The following is a 21040-nucleotide window of genomic DNA, read 5'->3' on the forward strand; positions in this document are numbered from 1 at the left end:
CTGCCTCTCGTGCGCCATTGATAACGTTTCAACATCAATGCTTCGAAAAATTGCACTTATCGTTTAGGGCGTCTTGGGCAAATATCAATTCTCAAGACGTTCATGACACGCATCGACTGAGAACGCATCGGAGACAGGCGCGAAGCGCAGACTAGCGCTTCGCCGCATCTAAGTGCAGGCCTCGATCGAGGTCGCCGCCTACCGTCGCCGACGCGCATCTCGACTGATCCATTTCTGTGAATCCTGCCGCCGCTTTCGAGCGCGTCCGTGGCAGCGGAGCAACTCGCGCCCGCGGCAGCGAGCCGAACGAATACCTGGTACCTGCTTCATTCGTCATTTCTTTTTAAATTCAGGAGACACTTCACATGCAGATCACCGGAATGTTGCACGGCGCACGCCTGCTGCAATTCGTCGGCTTTCCGTCCAGCGAGGTGCTGGGCCCCGGCGCCAGCGAGGAAGAGATCAAGTCGCTCATCGACCGACACGGTCAAATATTCATCAAACCGGTGTTCAAGGGCGGCGTGGGCAAGAAAGGCAAAGCCGGCCTGCTCGGCCGCGCGACTGATCTTAAGACGGCGCTCGCGGAAAAAGAACGGCTGTACTTTGCCGAGCACGTTGTCGGTCACGTGAGGGCCAAAGCGAACGGCGTCACCTTCGAAGCGGGTGTACCCGCCAAGCACGAAGTCTACTTTTCGATCACCGATTCCACGCGTTTTCGCGCCCCCACCATGACGCTGTCGCACATGGGCGGAATGGACATCGAGGAGGTCGATCCAAAGCACGTCGCGATGGTGCCGTTCGACGCGCTGACGGGACTAAAGGCGTTCGTCGTCGCGAATGCGCTGAGCGAGATCGGCGCGCCGCGCGAAATCATCTCGCCGCTCGTGCAGCAATTACCGAAGCTCTGGGAACTCTTCCATGACTTCGGCATGACGACGCTCGAACTCAACCCGATCCGCATGCGCGAAGACAAAAAGGGGCGTCTCACGCCCGTGGCATGCGACTTCAAGTGCGGATTCGATCGCGACGACCCGCGTTTCTCGCGGCTCGGTCTCCCGCCCCATCTCTTCGCCGCTGACTACTCGGATTTCGAGCAGGAGATCAATCAGCTTCGCACGCACCAGGGACAAAGCGATGTGTACGTGATCAACGATAAGGGAACCATCCTCGCGCCCACCTTCGGCGGCGGTGCGAACTCGCTTGTCACGGAAATGCTGGGCGACGCGGCCATCATCTCGTCGGACTTCGGCGGCAATCCGCCGTACGAGAAGATGAAGGAAGTGGCACGCATCTGCTTCCGGCACTGGCTCAAGCAGTCCAACGTACTTTTCATCATCGGCGGCAAGTCCAACAACACCGACATCTACGAAACCTTGCGCGCGATGGCCGATGCGCTGCGCGAGCACTTCAGCGAGCACGGTCCCACACCGCTCTATGTCGTGCTCGGACGCGGCGGTCCCAACCTGGTGCGCGGCATGTCCGCACTGCGCGACACCTGCGATTCGCTTGGCCTGCCTTACCGCCTCTTCGGTTTCGACTCCGACATCAGCGAAGTCATCCAGTATGCACGCAAGGCCGATGCATGGATGCAGGCGGGCGGACGCTCGCAGGTCGCGGCGCGCATCGGCGCACGCGACGCTCAATCGCAAACGGCAACGGCCTGAGGAGATCGACATGCACAAGCAAGGCAACAGCCACTTCAAATACTTCGTCGGGATTCAGTCGCTGGCGGACATCGCTACCCGTGAAGATCGCGTCTGCGTGCTCAATATCCTTGGTGGCGAGTCGTCCGATGTGACGCCCGTGAGTCACGCCTTCTCGGGCGCGAATGTGGTGTTCGGCACGGCGCCCGGCAAAGGCGGCCAGGTGCTCGCAACGCCCGCGGGCGACATCCCGGTCTTCAACAATGTGCGAGAGGGTCTCGAAGCCGGCCATCGGTTCAACTGCGGCGTCGTGTATCTGCCGCCTTCCGCCGCGCGCGACGGCGTGGCCGAGCTGATCCGCGTGAATCCGGATCTGCGCAAGATCTTCATCATTACGGAGAAGATTGCCGTGCACGACGCACGGGAGATCCGCGCGATGGGACAGCAGGCGGGCATCGACATCTTCGGCGCAAACGGGCTGGGCGTCGCGGACTCATGGCAGCGCGTGCGGATCGGCGGCGCGCTCGGCGGTGACGATCCGGGCGCCACACTGCGGCAAGGATCGATCGCGATCTTCTCGAACTCCGGCGGCTTCAGCACCACGATCGCGCAGTACCTGCGCATGAGTGGCTGGGGCACATCGACCGTCATTTCCAGCGGGAAGGATGTCTACATCCACTATGCCGCGCCAGAATTCGCGTTTGCCCTTGCCAACGACGCGCGCAGCAAGGCCGCCGTGCTGTACTGCGAGCCCGGCGGATACTACGAGGCCGACGCGCACTTCAACAAGCCCGTGGTCGCGTGCGTAGTGGGCCGCTGGAAAAGCCGTCTCACGCGCGCAGTCGGACATGCGGGCGCGATGGCGGGCGGCGCCGACGATGCGCTCGCGAAGGAACGCTGGTTCAAGGAGAAGTTCGGCGTCGAACGGCTCTTCACGCCCGACGATCCGTGCTGCTCGGCGAAGGGCGCGGTGGTGACGAACATCGCCCATATCCCTGCCGCGCTCACGGCCGTGATGCGCGCGAACGCAACGATGCCCGACTTCGAGCCCGAAGGCAGCCTCGCGCTCAAACCGTGGTTCGGCTCGGATCAGGGGCTCGATCTGCCCGACGATCTCGCGCTTCCAGTCGTGAGAGCGGTCGCCCCGTATGACGAACAGGTCGCGCGGGTGAATGACCAGATCGGGGCGATCCCGCCTCGGCAGCCGTTGAAAGACGCCTCGGGCGCCTCGCAGATGGATGCAAAGACGCAGGTCAGCAGTCTGCACGGCGTATCGATGCTCGAAGCGGCGACGCATTCCTTCGAAGCGAACGTGTGCCTCGCACTGTTGCACGAGTTCGGCGGCGCAAACGACGAAAAGCTGATCGACGTCGCGGTCGGCGCGGCAGTGAACCTGTACGGCACGCCTGAACTGGCGGCGGCGCAAGCGGCGCGAGAAGCGGGTAACGCACCCAACGCGGTGCTCGCCGCCGCAGCGGCGATCGTCGGACCGAACCGCCAGCGGGCGGCGCGCGACGCAGCCCGGCTGATGATCGACCGGTTCGGCGCTGCGAAACTCGCGAACGCGTTCGATCGCGATTTCGACGTCGACGCGATCGACACCGAAGGCAGCGCGGCACTTTTTTCCGATGAACCCGACGCGAAGGCGCAAGCGATGCTCGCCGGGCTCGCCGCGCGCGGCGTGAGTTCGGCATTCGTGCGGTGGATTGCCAACGGCCCGGGGTATCCGCGTGCGGACGCCGTGCTCGCGGCGATCACGACGACGCTCGCCTGGGGCCCGCTCATGCGCAAGCGCATCTCGCGTCTGACGGCGGAGAACCTGCCATGGTGGACCAAGCTCTTCGGCACGCTGATCGGCGCCTCGGCGGATGCGTCGCGCCATCGTCCCGACAGCTTCTGCGATCTTTCCACGGAAGCATTGCTCGGCGAACGCTCATTGACGGAAACCGCGTTCGCGGCGCTGCTCGGCCTGAAGCCATCCAATGACGACCTGTTCGCATTCAGCACGCTAACGGGATTGCTGCTCACGAACGGACCCGGCGCGATCTCAGCGCAGGGCGCGAAGGGCGCGGTGTCCGCTGACGGCCCCGAATCGCCCGAACGCGTGCAATTGAACAAGGCGCTGACGGGCTTTCTCACGCACACCGGCTATACGCACGGCGGCAACGGCTATGAAGGCATCGCGTTTCTCAACGAGGCGTTTCGCGACAGCGGTCTCGACGATCCTGCCAACGCACAACACGGCGTTGACCTCGAGGCGCTCGCGCGGCGTTCCGTCGAGCACTACGCACAGTACAAGGCCCGTCAGAAGCATGCGGGCAGCCTCGACATCGCCAAGCTGCCTGGCGTGAATCACCCGGTGTTCAAGGACAAGCCCGTCAATCACGATCCGCGCGAGGTGTTCATCGCCGGGCTTTATGAGAGGCGAGGCGAGTACAACGCGTTTCATGCGTACTATCGCGCGCTGGTACAGGCATTGTTCGAGGCGGGCGTCTCGCGCACCGTCTACTGCGTCAATGTCGATGCCGTGATCGCCGCGCTGCTTCTGAAGATGCTGTGGCAGCCGCTTAGACGCGGCGACATCAGCGAGGGGGATCTCGAAACCGCGGCGTTCACGATCTTTCTGTACCCGCGCATGCTCGGCTGCGCCGCGGAGATCGACGATCACCTCAACCGTGGTCGCAATATGGACACGCGCACACCCGCTTCACAGTGTCGCTTCGTGGCCTGATGGCTGCCATCTGAAGCACCGCCGGGCGCGGATTAAACCCGACGCACGGCGGACCCGGAGGCAACGTGGATTGATAACTGTAGAACATCAATCGTTCAGGAAATTGCACTTATCGTTTCGGCGGCCACGAGCCAATATATTGCGAAATGACAAAGAGCAGATGGCCGCATATTTCAGCATTTCAGGAGACATATCGATGCACCCCTCATCCTCCACCCTATCGCCGGGGCATTCAAAGGCTGCAGCGGTCTTCCGGGTAACGGCCGGAAACTTTCTGGAGCAGTTCGACTTTTTTCTGTTCGGCTTCTACGCCACACAAATCGCCAACGTCTTTTTTCCGGCCGGAAGCGAATTCGCGTCGTTGATGATGACGTTCGCGGTTTTCGGCGCGGGTTTTCTCATGCGTCCGCTGGGCGCCATCGTGCTCGGTGCGTACATCGACGACGTCGGCCGCCGCAAGGGTCTCATCGTCACGCTTTCCATCATGGCAAGCGGCACCATCCTGATTGCGTTCGTCCCGGGCTACACGACCATCGGCCTTCTGGCGCCCGTGCTGGTGCTCGTCGGCCGGCTGCTGCAGGGCTTTTCGGCAGGCGCGGAACTGGGCGGCGTGTCGGTGTATCTCGCCGAAATGGCTACACCCGGCCGCAAAGGCTTCTTTACGAGCTGGCAGTCCGCGAGCCAGCAGGTGGCGATTGTCGTGGCCGCGGCGCTTGGCTTCGCGCTCAACCAGTCGCTGAACACCGCAGCCATTGCGGCGTGGGGATGGCGGGTTCCGTTCTTCGTCGGCTGCATGATCGTGCCGTTCATCTTCATGCTGCGTCGCAATCTCGAGGAAACGCAGGAATTCAAGGCACGCCAGCATCGCCCGACCATGAACGAAGTGTTTCGCACGCTGGTCCAGAACTGGCCCGTCGTGATCGCAGGCATGATGCTGGTCGCGATGACCACCGCGAGCTTCTATCTCATCACGGTGTACGCGCCGACTTTCGGCAAGACGGTCCTGCATTTGAGCACGGCGGATAGTTTGCTCGTGACCCTGTGTGTCGCCGTGTCGAACTTCATCTGGCTCCCGGTCGGCGGAGCACTGTCCGACAAGATCGGCCGCCGGCCGCTTCTCGTCGGCATGACGTTACTTGCCATCGGGACCGCCTACCCGGCGCTATCGCTGCTCGCGCACGCACCGAGCTTCGTCAACATGCTGCTCGCGCTTCTGTGGCTCTCGTTCATGTACGGCATCTATAACGGCGCGATGGTCGTCGCGCTCACGGAAGTGATGCCCGTTGAGGTACGCGTTGCGGGCTTCTCGCTCGCCTATAGCCTCGCGACGGCGGTGTTCGGGGGATTCACGCCAGCGATTTCGACGGCGCTCATTCACATGACGGGCGACAAGGCTGCACCTGGCTACTGGATGAGCTTCGCCGCAGTGTGCGCGCTTCTCGCGACCTTCGCACTGTATCGCAGGCGCGCGGCAACGCTGACGCCGGCGCACTAAGGCGCATGTCGTTGCACAGTGCTTCTATTCCCTGCTATCCGACACGACTCCAATCATGAAAAATCTGCTTCTGAAACTGTGCGCGACGGCGCTCGTGGCAATCTCGGCCGCCGCGGCCAACGCGCAGTCCACCGACCTGCACGTCATGAGCTCCGGCGGTTTTACCGCGGCGTATAAGGTGCTCGGCCCCAAGTTCGCGTCCGAGACGGGCAACACGCTCGACACCGCGCTGGGTCCGTCGATGGGCAAATCGCCCGAAGCGATTCCCAACCGGCTCGCGCGCGGCGAACCCGCGGACGCTGTCATCATGGTTGGCTATGCACTTGACGAGCTGATCAAGGAAGGCAAGGTGATCCCCGGATCACGGGTAGAGCTGGCCGATTCGCGAATCGGCATGGTCGTGCGCGAAGGCGCTGCGAAACCCGATATCAGTTCGGCGGACGGACTCCGGCAGACGCTGCTGCATGCCAAGTCGATCGCGTACTCGGACAGCGCGAGCGGCGTCTACATCGAGCGTGAGCTGTTCCGCAAACTCGGCATCGAGGATCAGGTCAAGTCGAAAGCAAAGATGATCCCGCGCATCCCGGTAGCCTCCGTGGTGGCCAACGGCGACTACGAAATCGGCTTTCAGCAGGTGAGCGAACTGCTGCCCGTCAAGGGCGCGACCTTCGTCGGAAAGATTCCTGAGTCGTTGCAATCGGTGACGCGCTTCGCCGCGGGCATTCCCGTGAGCGCGCAGCATCCGAAGGAAGCGAAAGCGCTACTCGACTATCTCGCGTCGCCTGGCGTGCAGGCTGAAGTCAAGTCGACAGGGCTCGATAGCGTTTCCGTTCACTGAAAACAGCCTCGCGCAGCCTTCATGTCACCTTCCCGGGGCATTCTGCGCGGGCTCTTCCGCGCCGTCCGGCGCGGCTGCCCCGAGCACCCGCGCGAGACGCGTCCGATCGCAGGCACCTTCCCACATCGAAACGAAGATCACGGCGCAGGCGTTGCTGATGACGCTCGTCAGGGCGCGTGCCTCGGACATGAAGCGGTCGATGCCCACCAGCAGCGCCACCCCGGCGACGGGCAGATCGGGAATGACCGTCAGCGTCGCGACGAGCGCGACGAGCCCGCTGCCCGATACGCCCGCCGCGCCCTTCGACGTCAGCAGCATGACTGCGAGCATCGTAGCGATCTGCAGCGCGGAAAGCGGCACGTCGCAAGCCTGCGCGATGAACAGGGAGGCGAGCGTCAGATAGATCGCCGTCCCGTCGAGATTGAACGAATAGCCCGCGGGCAACACGAGCCCCACTACGCCCTTGTCGCAGCCGAGCGCCTCCAGCTTTGCGATCAGGCGCGGCAGGACCGGCTCCGTCGATGACGTCGCCAGAACGATAAGCAGCTCCTCGCGCATGTAGCGCAAGAGCCGCCAAAGCGCGAAACCGTGCAGACGCGCAAGCGGAGCGAGAATGAGCGCGATGAACAGCGCGCATGCCACGTAGAAGGACACCATCAACATGCCGAGCGAGCCGACCGAGCGGATGCCGAAGCGGCCCACCGTGAAAGCCATTGCGCCGAATGCGCCGAGGGGAGCAAGCCGCATGATCATCGCGAGGATGCGGAACAGCGTCTGAGCGATGCCGTCGATGAGCGAGAGTACGGGCCTGCCCGCTTTCGGATAGGCATTCAGCGCAAAACCAAACAGCAGCGAGAGCAGCAGCACTGGCAGCACCTCGCCCTTGTCGAAGGCGCCAAGCATCGTCTCGGGGATGAGGCTCATCGCGAACGCGACGACGCCGCGCGGATGCGGGTCCTTCACATATTGCGCGAGGATACTCACGTCGAGATGGGCGGCGTCGATGTGCATACCCCCACCGGGTCGCAACACGAAGGCCGTGACGAGTCCGAGCGCGAGCGCGACGGCTGTCAGAAGATAAAACAGCGCCAGCGCCTGAAAAATCGTCCGGCCGATCGCCTTTCCGCTCGCAAGCGACGTGATTCCCGAGACGATCGTGCAGAAGACGATCGGCGTAATCATCATCCTCACGAGACGGATGAACCCGTCGCTCAAGGGCTTGAGCAGCGGTCCGGCTTGTGGCAAGAAGTGACCGAGCGCCATACCGAGCACCATGGCCAGCACAACCTGCACGTAGAGCAAGCGAAGCGGTCTTGCCAACTTCACGATACGGTCTTCCTGCCTGGCCGCTTTTCCAGCGACGCATCATCGTCCGATGTGTCACTGCTTGCGGCGCCGCCGTGCTTCATCTCGACAATCGTTTTGTGGAATTCCTGAGCGGCCGGTGTCAGCGGGCGCCGCGACGCCTCACGATTCCCACGCGCCGCTTAACCACTGGTTCGACCAGCGGCACGCTCGTGAGGATGGGATGATTGCGTCCCGGCATGGCCATCGACGGGACAGCGGCGACTCCAAGCCCTGCTTCAACCAGACCGAGCATGGTCGTGACGTGGCGCGTTTCGCAAACGCTCGGCACGCGCGGCCCGACATTCGAGAGCGCCTGATCGAGCAGCAGTCGGTTTCCGGAGGTCTTGTCGACGGACACGTAGTCGTGCTCGTAAAGTTCGTTCCATGTCACGCGCTTTTTTTTGCGCGAGCGGATGATCGCGGCGACATGCGGCAACGAAGCGGTCCTGCAAAAGCAGCTTGAACTCGACCTCGGCATCCTGGCTACCCATGAAGCTAACGCCGAAATCTGCTTCACCGCTGAGAACTGCGCCAAGCACCTCGTTTGCGCTCGAGTCAAGCAGCTTGACTCTGATGCGCGGAAATCGGCGGTGATAGCCTGCAATGACGTTTGGCAGGAAGTAGTGCGCGACGGAGGGTGTGCAGGCGATAGTCACATGCCCCAGGCGGCTCGACGAGACATCGCGAATGCCTAGCAACGCGACGTCGAGATCGTCGAGAAGCTGTTCAGCGCTTGGCGCAAACACCCTGCCGACAGTCGTGAGGGTCACGCTGCGCGTGGTGCGTTCGAATAAGCGCACGCCTAGCGCTTCCTCAAGCTTGTCGATCCGTCGGCTCAGTGCAGGCTGGGAAATGCTGACAGCTTCGGCGGCCTTGCGGAAGCTTCCCAGTTCTACCACTGCTCGAAACGCCTGGAGGTCGTTCAAGTCGAAGTTAATGCCCACGCCGGTCTCCGTTATATTGATACCGACATTTTGCCCCAATTGCATTCGGTCGCGACGCGGCCGTGTCCGATCTGACCATCGCCATCCGCGATTTATGGAAGGCAATAGGCTTTTCAGCGTGGCGCAACTCGAAAAGACGGGGATAGGAGCTCTGTCGCCCACATTGCCGCGAGCAGCGGTGCGCGCATGCGATAGCGCACCATGTGAAGGCGCACGTTTACCGAGCAAGAAGCGGGCTGCGTGGACGAGTTCTGTTGAATCAAGAGCATTTTCGTACCGAAGCGCAGACGCGCGCTATGCGGCAGGAACCGGAGTGTATGATTGTTTCGGGCAACCGCAAGGTCCGAGTAGGCTTCCGCGCTCGCGGGATATCAAGGTGCTTTCGCATGGTTCCGATGCCGACCGTTCGCATGGATTGTTGGGCTGACTATGTCTGCCCTTTCTGTTATCTGCAGATGGATACCCTCGACCGATTCGTCGAGGAGTCCCGCGTGCCGTTAGCGGTCGAATGGCACGCCTTCGAACTGCGGCCCGACCCCATTGCGCTCATCGAGCCGGACGGCGAGTACATCACCAGCATCTGGCTCAAGGCAGTCTACCCGCTTGCCGCTGAACGCAATCTGAAGATGAAGCTACCGCCTTCTGCACCGCGTAGCCGCCTGGCCTTCGAGACCGCGTTTTTCAGCCGCACTGCCGGACGCTTCGACAGTGTGCATCGCGCTCTGTTCAAGGCGTATTTTGAGCATGGAAGAGATATCGGCAACAAAGACGTTTTGCTGGACATAGCAAACGAATGCGGCGTCGATCAGACGGCGCTGGCTGCATCCCTGGCCGAGCAGCGCTTCAAGACGGCTATTGAAGACGATGAAGCAGCGGCCGGTCGACTCGGCGTGACTGGACTTCCTTTCGTCATGTTGACAATCGCAAGTGATACGGCACGACCGCAGCCTCCCGTGGTCGTGCGCGGTGTCGCGCCAATAGAGCACATGACCGCCGCGCTGGACCGGCTACTCGCCGGCGGCCCCGAAGCCGACCTTCGAACATCGTTGAAGAAGCGGGCTACATGGTGATCGAGCGATCCAACCCAGGCGGCCCCCATCCTTCGTTCGTCACCATACAGGTGCACGCGGTCAATGGTGTGGACCCGACACAGGAAAGAAGTTCGTCCGCGCCGTTCTTTGAACTCGCTACGCGCACGATCCAAACATATGTGCTCGACAGCTACGGCTTCACTCACGCGACGGGAACGCTACGCCGGGTCCGTGGTGGCCTCTCTCCGACTCATCTGCAACTTGCCAAGGCCATGTTATCGGTTCGCGATCATGACAAGGTTACACTCGCGGCGCTAAGCCAGGCGTGCGGATTGTCGTCTAGTCATTTTGCGCGCGAATTCAAGCAATCAACAGGTTTGCCGCCACATCGATGGGCACTCAAAAACAAGATCGCCCAAGCTCAGGACATGCTTCTCTATAGCGGCCTGACCCTGCAGGCCATTGCTCTGGCCTGCGGTTTTGTAAACCAGTCCCATCTGGGACGATGGTTCAAGCGAATGACCGGCACGAGTCCGAAGGCCTGGCAACGTTTGCACCTCAGAGGCGATGGCAGGCGTGATGCGCCCGGCCCGTGATTTACCGGCGCGATTCCCCGGACGTTCATTAGCACACGCCGATTTCTGGATCGTTACCCCTTCGTCAAATGATGCGCGAGAGTGACGACTTCTGTCATCTCGTCGAAATAATCCCTGGTTAAGAGTTTCAAGATTCGCAAGCGTCGCCGCGCTCAAGCGCAATCTTGCGGTGCCTGCACATTGCATCATTCCTGTACCAAAACCGGCAGAAACAGATATTTTTGATCGGGCAGCAACCGCTACGATACTCATCGGCCGTTCCCGACTCCAGGTTATATGGTTGCTGGTTGCCGCCGGCTTTTGTCGAGAACCATCGATTGACGCTCACACTAGGCGCATCCAACATCGCGACGGGGCCGGCACAGGATTGCCCGCACCGAAGCACACCATCTATCGTTCAACGGGATCTCATCGTGCGCAAAACGCTTCTGGCTCTTGCCGGCACACTGGCTGTTGTTACAACGTCCTTCGCGGCCACTTCTGCCAACTACCGTGAGCCGTTGGACGCGGCAACTTTGGATACGATTCGAGCCAGATTCAGCCATCTCATGCAATTGGCCAATCGCCACGACTTCAAGGCGCTGCATGACATGTTCTGGCAGTCTCCTTCGGCCCTTCTCGTCGCTAAAAGCGCGACCGCTTCGGAAGGAAACTGGGCCGGCTTCTGGGGCAATGATGCGATTGACCAGAAGCTGCACGACATCGGCGCGTCCGGCCCGGTTGTGCTCCAGCCTGACTATTCGAAGTTCAAGGTGGTGGGCTTGACGAACGACGTGGCGCAATCCTACGCGCCGGTGACCATCACGGTCTCCTATGCGGGTCAGGATGGCACGCCAAAGCCGTTTCTGGTATTGATCAACTGGATAAGAGTCGACAAGGACTGGAAGGTCGCTTCGGAGATCATCCTGCCCGTGCCGCCTGCTCCCGCTGCCGGGAGCTAGAGCCCGCGATCTTCAGCCTTCGAAACATGTTCCACGCCGCCATCCGTCTATCGCGACTGGATATGGCCGATCCATCGGCTGCTGCGCCAGTCAACCCGGACGGATTAGCGTCCGCCATCAAAGCGGCGAAGGCCGGAGCAACACGGCCAGATATCGACTTCAAAGGTTGCTGGAACGACGCGCTGTCCATCCTGCTCGAAAGCACGGCGGCGCCTATCATTTCAGTACGACAACCAGGATGGAAGACGGACATGACGATGAATAGACGTAGATTCTCCACTGCTCTCGTTGCCGGTGCCGCCGCTTCGCTTATCTCTACCCGTGTGACGGCGGCGACCGCCACATCGGTCAAAGCAGGCAATATCGTTCTCGTGCACGGGCTATTCGCTGACGGCTCATGCTGGTCGGAAGTGATCCCGCGATTGCAGGCGGCGGGTCTCAATGTCACTTCCGTCCAGAATCCTTTAACTACATTGCCTGACGCGGTTGCCTCAGCACAGCGAGTACTCGATCGGCAGGATGGTCCGACGGTGCTGGTCGGACATTCGTTCTCGGGAATGATCGTGACGGAAGCCGGGACGCATCCCAATGTTTCGGCTCTCGTCTACGTGGCAGCACGTGCACCGGATGCAGGCGAAGACTACACGGCGTTGGCCAAGACCTATCCGACACCACCGGCCTCCGCTGGAATTGTCTTCGACGGCGACGAGGGACGTCTGACCGAAGAAGCGTTCCTGCGCGATTTCGCGGGCGACCTTCCCGAAGCGAAGGCCAAAGTCCTTTATGCTGTTCAACAACCTTTCCACAAGGCCCTCCTCACCGGCAAAACCACGAAGGCGGCGTGGCGATCGAAGCCAAGCTTCTATGCAGTCTCGACGGAAGACCGGACGATCAATCCCGACCTCGAACGCTTCATGGCCAAGCGAATGGGCGCCAAAACGATCGAAGTGAAAGCGAGCCATCTCTCGCTGATCTCTCATCCCGACGAGATTGCACAACTTGTCCTCGCGGCGGCGGGACAACGTGACTAACGGCGTTGTCGCTGTCAGGCGCCGCAGGTATCCGCTTCGATAACGAACAGGCCGCCTGCGTCCGATGCAAGCCCTGAGCGACGGCTGGCGTCTGTCATCACCTATATCGGTCGATGATGTCGAACAGCCGACGACAGGATGTAGCGACGTGCAGACGATCGGCATGAGATTACTGAACTGATGACGATGAAGCGCCCCCCCCGACATCACGCTCGCGAATGACAAAAGTTCGCGCGACTCGTGCCTGATCGGCCGGAGTCCCGACACGCGAGTGCCGGGACGGTCGACATCAGCCGCATCGGCTCCTCGCGGAGCGAACTCCTTTACAGGTCGCGGCGGGTAACATCATTTCCTGACAAGCGGACATGCACTTTCGGCCAACGGCCTGAATGCCTTCTCGCCCGGTATCACCGCCTTGACGGTGTAGTAATCCCATGGGTACTTCGACTCGGAAGGCTTTTTGGCCTCCACGAGATACATGTCGTGCACCATCAGGCCATCCTCGCGAATTCTTCCGTTCCTGGCGAAGAAGTCGTTGATCGGCAGTTCTCGCATTTTCTTCATGACCGCGCCGGTTTCGTCGGTTCCGGCGGCCTTTACCGCCCTCAGGTAATGCAAGGTGGACGAGTAGTCCCCCGCGTCGGTCTGCTCCGGCATACGATTTGCCGATTCAAAAAACCGTTTGCTCCACTTGCGCGTTTCGACATCCCGATCCCAGTAAAACGCGGTGGAGAATTCGAGACCCTGCGCGGCTTGCAACCCGATCGCATGCACGTCGGCAAGAAAGACCAGCAAACCCGTCATCTGGGGGCCACCCGTACGCGTCAGCCCAAATTGCTGGGCCGCTTTCATCGCATTGACAAAATCGCCGCCCGCATTGGCCAAGCCGATCACCTTGGCACGGGAGGACTGTGCCTGCATCAAGTAAGAGGAGAAATCGGATGTATGCAGCGGGGCCCATGCAGTCCCGAGCACGCTACCGCCCTCGGACTTGATCGCATTCGACGCATCGCCGACCAATGCCTTACCGAACGCGTAATCGGCCGCGACGAAGTACCAGGTCTTACCGCCCTGCCGCATCATCTCGCGTGCGGTCGTACGGCCTAGCGCGTACGTGTCATACACGTATTGAACGGAAATGGGCGTGCACTTCGAATTGGTGATCTCTGAACTCGCGGGGCCTGTCGCGATGGCAATCCTGTTTCGTTGACGCGCCAGGTCGATAACGGCAAAGGCGACACTCGAGTTCGTCAGATCAGTCACCATGTCAACGTTGTCACGATCGAACCATTCGCGCGCTTTGCTTGCTGCGATATCGGCTTTGCTCTGATGGTCGGCATAGACGACTTCGACCTTGATGTCAGGGTTCTCTTTCATGAAGTCGTCCGCCGCCATTTTGACGGCTTGCACGGCGCCGCGTCCCCCTAGCGTCGAATAGATACTCGACATGTCGGTCAGGACCCCGATCTTGACCACACCATCCGACAACTTTGCCGGCGCAGCAGTTGCCGGTGCGCTCAAAAGCGCCGCTGATGCCGTACATGTCGCCAGCAGTACTGCTTTCCCTTTTTTCCACATCGTCTCTCTCCTGTCATTATGTGTCTCGATAACCGCGGGGCGTTGCGCCGTGGCGCCGCACCTTGATGTCACGCTTTCTAATTGCAGGCATCCGCTCACGACGCTCAAGCGTGGCCGGTACACAACCGTTGCGCCGCTCGACGCTCAGCATCGATCTGGCGCCGGCGGGGTGCGCCCGTTACGATGGTATCAGTGGCTCGCCAGCCGCCCCATCGCCTCGCGCATGTCGTGCTCGAACCGCAGCACGATATCAGCAAGCGGTTCTATTCTGTCGATGAAGGCAAGCGATTGTCCCGCAGAGAGCAGTCCCTTCGACCAGTCGCCCGTCACGTAAGCGTCGCGGCCGATCTTGCCCGCGACCATCGGCATCAGGTCGGCAATGGTAATGTCCGGGTTCTGCGCCTCGAGCGCCTTCACCGCGGCCGTCGTCTCGTTGCGCAGCGTCCGCACGGTATTACGCACCGACTGCATGCATAGATCCGTATCGGTCGGTCCGGCTTCCACCAGCCGGCGCTTGTAGTCGTCGTGTGCCCAGATTTCCTCGGCCACGGCGAAGCGCGTGCCGACCACCACGCCCGAAGCGCCCATCGCGAGCGCTGCCGCAAGCTGCGAGCCGCGACCGATGCCGCCGCCGATCAGATAGGGAATGTCGAGCTGGCTCTCGGCCCATGCGGCGTTCACGAACGAGCCCACCATGTCGAGTCCGGGATGACCGCCGCACTCCGCGCCGACGATCGCGACGGCATCGACGCCCACGGCAGCCGCCTTGACCGCGAACCGAACCGCAGGCACCTTGTGGAGCACTTTCACACCAGCTTCTTTGAGCAGCGGCATGAATTCCTCGGGATTGCGTCCCGAAGTTTCGACGCATGCCACGCCCTCTTCGACGATCAGCTCGAACACTTCGCGCGTTTTCTCGCCCGGCACGAGCTTCGGCAGCATCGACACGTTGACGCCGAACGGGCCGCCCTCGCACAGTTCGCGGCAGCGGCGGATCTCGGCGCGCAGCGCCTGCGGCTCCGGAAAGCTCGCCGCCGTGATGAAGCCGATGATCCCCGCACGCGAGGCGGCCGCGACATAGTCGGCATCGGCGAGCCACATCAGGCCACCCGCGACGATGGGCAGCCGCGTGCCGAACAGTTCAGTCACGGCGTTGGAAAAAGCAGTCTGGCTCATTGAATAGTCCTTGTGCAATAACACGCGATCCAGCGTCATACGACGCCCTCTGCCTTGAGTTGCGAAAGCCGTTCGGCGGACAGCCCGAGCAGCGACTGGAGCACTTCGCTCGTGCCTTCGCCGAGTCGCGGCGGGGCGCTGCGCACCGGAAGCCGCGCGCCGTCGAAGCGATACGGTGGCGCAAGCAGGTGCGTGCTGCCCGCCTCGGGATGCTGGAAGGTCGTCAACAATCCGCCTTGCGACGCGCGCGTCGAGGTGAGCGCCTGATGCAGGCCGAGCACTTCGCCGCACGGAATCCCAGCGCGCGTCAGACGTTCGAGAAGCAGCGCGCGCGGTCTGCTGGCAATCTCGCGCTTGAGTTCGGGCACGAGCGTTTCGCGATTCGCCGCCCGGACGAGGTTCGTGCGATAGCGGTCGTCGTCGAACAGATCTGCCCGTTCGATCACATCGCGGCAAAAGCGCTCGTACTGGCCGTTGTTGCCGACCGCGATGACGAGCGGGCCGTCCAGCGCATCGAACACGCCGTACGGCACGATAGAAGGATGCGAATTGCCGTAGCGCGGCGGGTCTTCGCCCATCAGCATCGACTCCAGCCCGTAGTACGACGTGATCATCAGGCCGCAATCGAACAGCGCCATTTCGACATGACGCCCCTTGCCCGTCCTTTGACGCTCGAACAGCGCGGCGAGCACGGCCTGCGCCGAGTACATCCCCGTGAACAGATCGACCGCCGCCACGCCGAACTTCAGCGGCGGCTGATCGGCGTTGCCGTTGAGCGCCATCAGCCCCGCTTCGCCCTGCAGCACCACGTCGTAGCCGGGACGCGCCGCCTCGGGCCCGCGCCGGTCGTAGCCGGAGATCGAACAGTAGATCAGGTCCTCGCGCCCTTCCTTGAGCTGCTCGTAACCGAGACCGAGCTTCTCCGCGCCGCCGAACTTGAAGTTCTGGATCACGACGTCGCACTGCCGCGCGAGGTCTCTCGCGATCTGCTGACCTTCTTCCGTTTGCAGATCGAGACACACCGAACGCTTGTTGCGGTTCACGCTATTGAAATAGGCCGTTTCGGTCGTGCCGACGCGTATGCCCCAGTCGCGCGTGTCGTCGCCGCGCTTCGGATGCTCGACCTTGATGACTTCCGCACCAAGGTCGCCGAGCACCATCGCGCACCACGGTCCCGCCAGCACGCGGGATAAATCGAGAATGCGAACGCCGGCAAGCGGCAGTGAAGAGTTCAGGTTCGACATGACAGATCCGCAATGACAGAGGAGAACACGCGCGCCGCGTCTAGTGAGAACTGACTTGGGACGCGCGGCGCAACGCGGAGAAATCAGCGGCGCGTTTGTCGAAGAAGGCGTTGATGCCTTCGGCGGATTCATCGTCACCGAGCGATTGCGCCATGTAGTCGGCTTCGAGGTCGAGTTGCGCGTCGACCGTGTTTCCGCCTGCCTGGCGGCACAGACTCTTGATGCGTGCGATCGCGCGCTCGGGCCCCGTCGCGAGCGATTGCGCGAGCGCCAAGGCTTCCGACAGCGCGCTGCCCGGCTCGGCAAGCCGGTTCGCGACGCCTAGCACATGCATGCGTTCGCCCGTGACAGGCCGCCCCGTCAGACACAACTCGGTCATCAGCTGACGCGAGAGGACACCGGACAGGAATGCCGTCGCGCCGCCATCGGGCGACAAGCCGACCTTCACGTAGGCCACGGAGAACGACGCGTTGCGGGCGGTCACCAGCATGTCGCACGCGAGCGCAATCGACAGCCCTGCGCCCGCCGCCGCGCCTTCGACTGCCGCGATCACGGGCTTGCCGCAGTCGCGCAGCGAGCGAATCATGTCGTGCAGATTCTCGATGCCCGCGCGCCGCTCGAGCGGCGTCGCCACGCGCCGTTGCGCGAGCCGTTTCAGGTCGCCGCCCGCGCAGAACGCGCCGCCTACGCCCGTCAGCACGATCGCGCCGACTTCCCGATCGTTTTGCGCCGCTTCGATGGCTGCCGGAAGCGCCGTGTAGACCTCGGCCGTGAGCGCATTGCGCGCAGCCGGATTGTTGAAAGACAGCACCTGCGCCGCGCCTTCGCGGCGCGAAAGAATGGGTTCGTTCACAGTCTTAGCTCCTGCCCAGAGTGATATAGCGTTCGAGATGGTGATCTTCGTCGCCGAGTTGATGGTCGATCATCACGAGGCGCTTCGCGTAATGCGCGAGCGGCAATTCCCACGTCATGCCGATGCCGCCGTGCAGCTGGATACACTCCTGCGCGACTTGCGCGCCCACGCGCCCGATCGTGTGCTTCGCCGCCGACAGCGCGCGTTCGCGTTCGATGCGGCCCGCGCCGAATGCGGCAGCCGCGTTGATGACAGCCGAGCGCGCCTGCTCGATCTCCAGCAGCAGATCGGCCATCCGATGCTGCAATGCCTGGAAGCTGCCGATCGCCACACCGAACTGCTTGCGCGTGCGCAGGTGCTCGAGCGTGTGCTCCTTCGCCACTTCCATCGCGCCCAGCGCCTCCGCGCACAACGCGAGCACGCCCGCGCCGATGCAGTGTTCGAGCGTGGCGAATCCCGCGTCGCGGTCGCCGAGCAATGCAGTGTCGGGAAGACACACGTCGTTCAGGCAGATTTCCGCGGCGCGCCCGCCGTCGATCTTCCCGTAGCCCCGCAGCGCGACACCCGCCGTTTCGCGTGGAACGACGAACAGCGAGATGCCTTCTTCGGCATCGGCTGCGCCGCTCGTGCGCGCCGGGACGATGAAGAAGTCGGCTTCGGCGCCCTGCTGCACGACGGCCTTCTTGCCCGTCAGCACCCAGCCATTCGAGCTGCGCGCGGCGCGCGTCGACACGTTCGCGAGTTCGTAGTGCGAGCCGGGCTCGTCGTGGGCCAGCGCGGCGACGGCGTGGCCTTCGATCAGGCTTGCGATGAGGGCGCGCTGCGCGCCGCTGCCCGACTGCGCCAGCGCGCGCCCCGCCATCAGCGCGCCAAGAAAAGGCTCGACCACGAGGCCGCGCCCGAGGCTCTCGAACACGACGGCGATGTCGAAGCCCTGTCCGCCGAAGCCGCCATCGGCCTCGTCGAAAAGCACGCCGACGACGCCCAGTTCCGCGAAGCGCACCCACATCTCGCGGCTGAAGCCAGAGTCGCTGCGCGCCAGCGCATCGCGTGTCGCGAAGCCGTACTGCTCGCTCACAAAGCGGTTCAGCGTATCCGCCAGCATGCGGCGGTCTTCGGTATGCTGGAAATTCATCGCGATCCTCTTACAGTCCCAGGATCATCTTCGAGATGATGTTCTTCTGGATTTCGTTGGAGCCGCCGAAGATCGACAGCTTGCGGTTGTTGAAGTACAGCGCGGCCGCGCTTGCAGCTTCATCGGGGCCGACGCTTGCGTCGTCGTAGCCCTCGTGCAGCGCTTCCTCGATGAACGGTTGCGCATACGGACCCATCGCGCGACGCATCAGCGACGACAGCTCCTGACGAATCTCGGTGCCGCGAATCTTCAGCATCGAGCTTTCCGCGCCCGGCACGCCGCCGCCCGCAACCGCGGCGATCACGCGCAGATTGGTCGTCTTCATGTTCTCGAGGTCGATTTCGACGCGAGCGAGGCGCGCCGCAAAGAGGGGATCGTCGGCGAGCGGGCGGCCGTTGCGCGTCACCTTCTGTGCCGCGCGGCGCAGGCGCGCCAGCGCGGCGACCGAGAAGCCGACACCCGCGATATTGGTGCGCTCGTAGGTCAGCAGATATTTGGCGACCGTCCAGCCCTTGTTCTCTTCGCCGACGAGATTGGCGAGGGGCACGCGCACGTCGGTGAAGAACACTTCGTTGATCTCGTGATCGCCTTCGAGCGTGATGATCGGACGCACTTCGACGCCCGGCGAATTCATGTCGACGAGCAGGAAGCTGATGCCCTCCTGCTTGCGCACGTCCGTTGCCGTGCGCACGAGACAGAAGATCATGTTCGCGTGCTGGCCGAGCGTGGTCCACGTCTTCTGGCCATTGACGATGTAGTGCTCGCCTTCGTCATCGATACCGCGCACGGCGCTCGTCTTCACCGACGCGAGATCGGAACCCGAGCCCGGCTCCGAATAGCCCTGGCACCACCAGTCGGAGCCATCGAGAATGCGAGGCAGCCAGTGGCGCTTCTGCGCTTCGCTGCCGTATTTGATGAGCACGGGGCCGAGCATGTTCACGCCGAACGGCACGATGCGCGGGGCGCCCGCCAGCGCGCACTCGTTCTCGAAGATGAACTTCTGCACGGCGTTCCAGCCGGGGCCGCCGTATTGCTCGGGCCAGTGGTTCGCGAGCCAGCCCTGTTCGTTCAGGATGGCATGCCACTGCGCCATGTCGGCGCGCGTGAGATGCAAGCCGTTGCGGACCTTGTCCGAAAGCCTCGACGGCAGCTTATCCTTCAGAAAGCGCACGACGCGCTCGCGAAAGGCCTCCTCTTCGGGGGTGAAGTTCAGATCCATGATCTTGTTTCTCTCAGTAGATTTCGAAGAGGCCAGCGGCGCCCATGCCGCCGGCAATGCACATCGTGACGACCGCGTACTTGACGCCGCGCCGCCGGCCCTCGATCAGGACATGCCCCGCGAGACGCGCGCCCGTCATGCCGAACGGATGGCCGATCGAGATCGCGCCGCCGTCGACGTTGAGCCGCTCGGCGGGAATTTCGAGGCGCTGCTGGCAGTACAGCGCCTGCGATGCGAAGGCTTCGTTGAGTTCCCACAGGCCGATGTCGTCGACCGTGAGGCCGTGGCGCGCAAGCAGCTTCGGCACGGCGAGCACCGGGCCGATGCCCATTTCGTCTGGCTCGCAGCCGGCGACGGCAAAGCCGCGAAACGCGCCCAGGGGAGCGAGATTGGCCCGCTCGGCGGCTTTCGCATCCATCAACACGCACGCCGACGCACCGTCGGAAAGCTGCGACGAGTTGCCTGCCGTGACAGACTGGTCGGCCCCCTTGACGGGCGCGAGCTTCGCGAGCGCCTCGAACGTGGTGCCGGGCCGGTTGCAGGTGTCGGCCGATACCGTGACCTCGCGCTGACTGACGGTGCCCGTCTCCTTGTCGGTGACGGCCATCGTGGTCGTGACGGGCACGATCTCGTCGGCGTAGCGGCCGGCGAGCTGCGCTTCGGCCGTGCGCCGCTGGCTTTCCGCCGAGAAACGATCCTGCGCTTCGCGGCTGATGCCGTAGCGCTTCGCAACGATGTCGCCCGTATCGATCATCGCCATATACAGCTCGGGCTTGTGCTCGACGATCCATGGGTCGAGCCCGGTCTCGCCGTCTTCGCGCGTGCGGATGCCGGAGATGCTTTCGACCCCGCCCGCGATCATGGCGGGCGCGCCGTCGACGACAATGCGCCCCGCCGCCAGCGCGATGGCCTGCAGGCCGGACGCGCAGAAACGGTTGATCGTGGTGCCCGCGATCGACAGCGGCAAGCCCGCGCGAATCACCGTCTGACGCGCGACGTTACGGCCCATGGTGCCTTCGGGATAACCACAGCCGAGAATGGCATCCTCGATCAGTTCCGGGTCGACGCCCGCGCGTTCGACGGCAGCGCGCACCGCGAACGACGCGAGCGTGGGACCCGGCGTGATGTTGAATTCGCCGCGATGCGACTTGGTCAGCGGCGTGCGCGCGGTGGAAACAATGACAGCTTCTCGCATGGTTCGAATCCTGAAACCGGAATGGATGTGGAGCGGCCTGACG

At 62.7% G+C, this 21040-nt stretch carries 16 protein-coding genes and 1 pseudogene; 8 read left to right on the top strand and 9 right to left on the bottom strand.

The annotated features are described in order from the left end of the window. The first annotated feature begins 365 nt into the window (after positions 1 to 365). The 4 genes from H3V53_RS04095 to H3V53_RS04110 all read left to right on the top strand — a co-directional run bounded on the left by H3V53_RS04095 (position 366) and on the right by H3V53_RS04110 (position 6707). Positions 366 to 1664: an ATP citrate lyase citrate-binding domain-containing protein gene (locus H3V53_RS04095; RefSeq protein ID WP_054920208.1), complete on the top strand. Its 1299-nt coding sequence runs from the start codon at positions 366 to 368 to the stop codon at positions 1662 to 1664. A gap of 10 nt (positions 1665 to 1674) precedes the next feature. Next, positions 1675 to 4374, top strand: a complete 2700-nt coding sequence (locus H3V53_RS04100; RefSeq protein ID WP_336596841.1) for a CoA-binding protein — start codon at positions 1675 to 1677, stop codon at positions 4372 to 4374. A gap of 196 nt (positions 4375 to 4570) precedes the next feature. Then, complete coding sequence (gene tcuC, locus H3V53_RS04105) at positions 4571 to 5869, top strand: MFS transporter (protein ID WP_336596842.1); 1299 nt, start codon at positions 4571 to 4573, stop codon at positions 5867 to 5869. 55 nt (positions 5870 to 5924) lie between these two features. Then, positions 5925 to 6707, top strand: coding sequence for a substrate-binding domain-containing protein (locus H3V53_RS04110; protein ID WP_054920204.1), 783 nt, complete (start codon positions 5925 to 5927; stop codon positions 6705 to 6707). Between the two features lie 24 nt (positions 6708 to 6731). Here H3V53_RS04110 and dctA read toward each other — a convergent pair whose 3' ends face one another. Further along, entirely contained in the window at positions 6732 to 8033 is a 1302-nt protein-coding gene (gene dctA, locus H3V53_RS04115) for a C4-dicarboxylate transporter DctA (RefSeq protein WP_336596843.1), read from the bottom strand. Continuing rightward, a pseudogene (locus tag H3V53_RS43560) lies at positions 8030 to 8998 on the bottom strand (LysR family transcriptional regulator). The gene dctA and the pseudogene H3V53_RS43560 overlap by 4 nt, the downstream one beginning before the upstream one ends. 254 nt (positions 8999 to 9252) lie before the next feature. Between H3V53_RS43560 and H3V53_RS04130 the strand changes: the two are divergent. The 4 genes from H3V53_RS04130 to H3V53_RS04145 all read left to right on the top strand — a co-directional run bounded on the left by H3V53_RS04130 (position 9253) and on the right by H3V53_RS04145 (position 12597). After that, entirely contained in the window at positions 9253 to 10068 is an 816-nt protein-coding gene (locus H3V53_RS04130; protein ID WP_336596845.1) for a DsbA family oxidoreductase, read from the top strand. Then, complete coding sequence (locus H3V53_RS04135; protein ID WP_336596846.1) at positions 10062 to 10625, top strand: helix-turn-helix domain-containing protein; 564 nt, start codon at positions 10062 to 10064, stop codon at positions 10623 to 10625. The genes H3V53_RS04130 and H3V53_RS04135 overlap by 7 nt, the downstream gene beginning before the upstream one ends. Before the next feature lie 413 nt (positions 10626 to 11038). After that, positions 11039 to 11566: a hypothetical protein gene (locus H3V53_RS04140; protein WP_336596847.1), complete on the top strand. Its 528-nt coding sequence runs from the start codon at positions 11039 to 11041 to the stop codon at positions 11564 to 11566. A gap of 251 nt (positions 11567 to 11817) precedes the next feature. Beyond that, the gene (locus H3V53_RS04145; RefSeq protein ID WP_336596936.1) at positions 11818 to 12597 is read left to right on the top strand and encodes an alpha/beta fold hydrolase; all 780 of its coding nucleotides are present in this window, start codon (positions 11818 to 11820) and stop codon (positions 12595 to 12597) included. Between the two features lie 345 nt (positions 12598 to 12942). On the opposite strand, the gene H3V53_RS04150 is transcribed toward H3V53_RS04145, so the two are convergent. From H3V53_RS04150 to H3V53_RS04180, 7 genes are all read right to left on the bottom strand, one after another. Continuing rightward, positions 12943 to 14175 carry an ABC transporter substrate-binding protein gene (locus H3V53_RS04150; protein ID WP_336596848.1) on the bottom strand — a complete coding sequence of 411 codons (1233 nt, stop codon included), beginning with the start codon at positions 14173 to 14175 and terminating at the stop codon, positions 12943 to 12945. Between the two features lie 189 nt (positions 14176 to 14364). Then, positions 14365 to 15351 (bottom strand): NAD(P)H-dependent flavin oxidoreductase, encoded by a 987-nt coding sequence (locus tag H3V53_RS04155; RefSeq protein ID WP_336596849.1) that lies wholly within the window; start codon positions 15349 to 15351, stop codon positions 14365 to 14367. 35 nt (positions 15352 to 15386) lie between these two features. Continuing rightward, positions 15387 to 16595 carry a CaiB/BaiF CoA transferase family protein gene (locus H3V53_RS04160; RefSeq protein ID WP_054930679.1) on the bottom strand — a complete coding sequence of 403 codons (1209 nt, stop codon included), beginning with the start codon at positions 16593 to 16595 and terminating at the stop codon, positions 15387 to 15389. Between the two features lie 40 nt (positions 16596 to 16635). Beyond that, a complete protein-coding gene (locus tag H3V53_RS04165; RefSeq protein ID WP_336596850.1) occupies positions 16636 to 17448 on the bottom strand; it encodes an oxepin-CoA hydrolase, alternative type in 813 nt (270 codons plus the stop codon). Positions 17449 to 17452: 4 nt separating this feature from the next. Then, positions 17453 to 18583, bottom strand: a complete 1131-nt coding sequence (locus H3V53_RS04170; protein ID WP_336596851.1) for an acyl-CoA dehydrogenase family protein — start codon at positions 18581 to 18583, stop codon at positions 17453 to 17455. A gap of 10 nt (positions 18584 to 18593) precedes the next feature. Continuing rightward, positions 18594 to 19802 (bottom strand): acyl-CoA dehydrogenase family protein, encoded by a 1209-nt coding sequence (locus H3V53_RS04175; RefSeq protein ID WP_336596852.1) that lies wholly within the window; start codon positions 19800 to 19802, stop codon positions 18594 to 18596. A gap of 13 nt (positions 19803 to 19815) precedes the next feature. Further along, the gene (locus H3V53_RS04180; RefSeq protein ID WP_336596853.1) at positions 19816 to 20997 is read right to left on the bottom strand and encodes an acetyl-CoA C-acyltransferase; all 1182 of its coding nucleotides are present in this window, start codon (positions 20995 to 20997) and stop codon (positions 19816 to 19818) included. Between the last annotated feature and the right edge of the window lie 43 nt (positions 20998 to 21040).

Origin of the sequence: Paraburkholderia bengalensis (assembly GCF_037126505.1) — a bacterium.
In the GTDB taxonomy this organism is placed as follows: domain Bacteria; phylum Pseudomonadota; class Gammaproteobacteria; order Burkholderiales; family Burkholderiaceae; genus Paraburkholderia; species Paraburkholderia bengalensis.